The organism is Bacillus sp. JJ1474 (assembly GCF_036965225.1).
Lineage (GTDB): Bacteria > Bacillota > Bacilli > Bacillales > Cytobacillaceae > Cytobacillus.
Genome location: NZ_JBALPC010000121.1, coordinates 1 through 417, shown reverse-complemented (window position 1 = coordinate 417; position 417 = coordinate 1). Strand labels below are relative to the sequence as shown.

1 protein-coding gene is annotated in these 417 nt (G+C 32.9%); it reads left to right on the top strand.

Translation table 11 applies throughout. The features are described from left to right. Nucleotide 1 precedes the first annotated feature (1 nt). On the top strand, nt 2–301 hold the full coding sequence (locus tag V7164_RS15705; protein WP_335348489.1) for a DUF378 domain-containing protein: 300 nt from the start codon (nt 2–4) through the stop codon (nt 299–301). Nucleotides 302–417: the final 116 nt, after the last annotated feature.

Here is a 417-nt window from a genome sequence, read left to right as displayed (position 1 = left end):
CATGAAAATATTACAACGGATCGCTTTAGCTTTAATAATTATTGGCGCTGTAAACTGGGGTCTAATTGGATTTTTTCAATTTGATTTAGTAGCAGGAATCTTTGGTGGACAAGATGCATTTTTGTCCAGAATAATTTATGGTCTTGTAGGTATAAGTGGTTTGATTTGTTTAACTCTTTTATTTGCTCCAATGGACGAAGAGGTTGAACGTAACACGAACCTACAAGGCAATAGAAACCTTAATTATGCTACTGAGTTTGGCGAAGAAACAGATTTATCGAAATTAAAAGATGATGAATAATTTCCTTAAGGAGAGTAAAACAGCTCACCTTCAAGTTTTATCAACATGGAAGTATACAAATTTCTTCTGATGTTAATTCACACATTAGCAAGAAAAATGAAGAGATAGAATGAAGA